This is a genomic window from Cupriavidus sp. UYPR2.512 (genome assembly GCF_000379565.1).
Taxonomy (GTDB): domain Bacteria; phylum Pseudomonadota; class Gammaproteobacteria; order Burkholderiales; family Burkholderiaceae; genus Cupriavidus.
On the sequence record NZ_KB903108.1, the window covers coordinates 1 to 1,302 of the forward strand.

General features: G+C 64.1%; 3 protein-coding genes. 1 reads left to right on the forward strand and 2 read right to left on the reverse strand.

The window, feature by feature from the left end; all coding sequences use genetic code 11:
• Positions 1–288: 288 nt before the first annotated feature.
• A complete protein-coding gene (locus A3A5_RS0122450) occupies positions 289–591 on the reverse strand; it encodes a type II toxin-antitoxin system mRNA interferase toxin, RelE/StbE family (RefSeq protein WP_018312754.1) in 303 nt (100 codons plus the stop codon).
• Complete coding sequence (locus A3A5_RS0122455) at positions 578–874, reverse strand: type II toxin-antitoxin system RelB/DinJ family antitoxin (RefSeq protein WP_018312755.1); 297 nt, start codon at positions 872–874, stop codon at positions 578–580. The genes A3A5_RS0122450 and A3A5_RS0122455 overlap by 14 nt, the downstream gene beginning before the upstream one ends.
• A 65-nt stretch (positions 875–939) precedes the next feature.
• Between A3A5_RS0122455 and A3A5_RS0122460 the strand changes: the two genes are divergently transcribed.
• Positions 940–1,206 carry a DNA-binding protein gene (locus A3A5_RS0122460; RefSeq protein ID WP_018312756.1) on the forward strand — a complete coding sequence of 89 codons (267 nt, stop codon included), beginning with the start codon at positions 940–942 and terminating at the stop codon, positions 1,204–1,206.
• Positions 1,207–1,302: the final 96 nt, after the last annotated feature.

A 1,302-nucleotide genomic window follows, 5' to 3' on the forward strand; every position in this document is an offset into this window, starting at 1 on the left:
AATTCTAGCGGATCACGGCGGAAATCGGCGAAAGTCATACCCACAAAGGACTTCAGGCAAATTTGGCAGCCTTGAGAAACCCGCAACCAGTTGTTGGGTGGATTGGTGCCAAACCGTCGCCGTGCGGGCGACCGCCAGGGATTCTTCGGCAAAAGGGCTTCCCCGCACTACTCCGCCATGGAGAAAGCTAGCCACCAAAGGATCGCCCGAGGCCATGCCGCCAATACGACTTAGCGGCATTGACGCGCATCGCAAAAAAACCGCCCGCAGGCCACCGGCTGTGCGATCTCACGTGTCGTGATTGGGCTCGCTTGGCGACGGCCATTGCTGCGCGGCATGAAGTACCCGCAGGATGCGGATGGCGTTGGCGCCAGCCGTGTAGACGACCAGGTAGTTCGCCGCCACCACCATCTCGCGCGTGCCCGCGACGCGCCCTGCCCGGTACAGCAATGGATGCTCGGGCAGGTGCGCGGCTTTCGCCTGCAGCTCGTCCACCAGGCGCTGGGCCGCGTCCGGATTGTCGTCCGAAATATAGTCAACGATGGCCAGCAGATCGGCGCGGGCCGGGGCCGTCCATTCAACCGCGCTCACGACGCTTCCGGTCGATCAGCGCCTGGGCGTCTTCGATCACCTGGTCATGCGGGATCGACGCGCCCGGGTCGGCCAATGCTTCCTGCACCTTGGCGCGAAACCAGGCGTCGTAGCTGGCGGGGTCAGTGGCCAGGCCGGCCGGCAGGCCGCCCTCGCGGGCGATGCGGGCCAACAGGATGCGGACCGCGTCGGACACCGTCAGGCCGACGTTCGCCAGGCTTTGCGCTGCCCGTGCCTTGAGGTCGTCGTCCACCCGGATGTGCAGCATCGAGGTATGTGCCATGAAATTCTCCCGTACGTGCTTTTAGCCCCCATTATGCATCTCAATTGAGATACAATCAAGCGCGAATGACCAAGACGCCGCTCGTGACCGCGGAAAATGTTCGGGACGCGGCCGAAGCGCTGGCCAGCACGGGCCGCAAGGTCAGCGTGCGCGCCGTCATCAACGAGTTGGGCGGCGGTTCGCCGAATACGGTGCTGGCGCACTTGAAGAGTTGGCGAGCTTCCAATCCGGAGAAGCCTGACGCCACCCCGGTCGTCATCGACGCGCGCATCCTGCAGATCCTGCGCGACCAGGTTGCCGAGGCGTCAACCAAGCAGCCCCCGCGGAAGTGAACCAACTGGTTGCGAGTTTCGGTTGAAGCGATCTGGCGGGGGTCAACGGAATTGGCAAGCAGGCGAGACCAGCCGCGTCGAGATGGGCGACGAGGC

Excerpts from the sequence above, each read along its gene's own strand:
- A3A5_RS0122455 (WP_018312755.1), bottom strand. The coding sequence starts at position 874 with ATGGCACATACCTCGATGCTGCACATCCGGGTGGACGACGACCTCAAG.
- A3A5_RS0122460 (WP_018312756.1), top strand. The coding sequence starts at position 940 with ATGACCAAGACGCCGCTCGTGACCGCGGAAAATGTTCGGGACGCGGCC.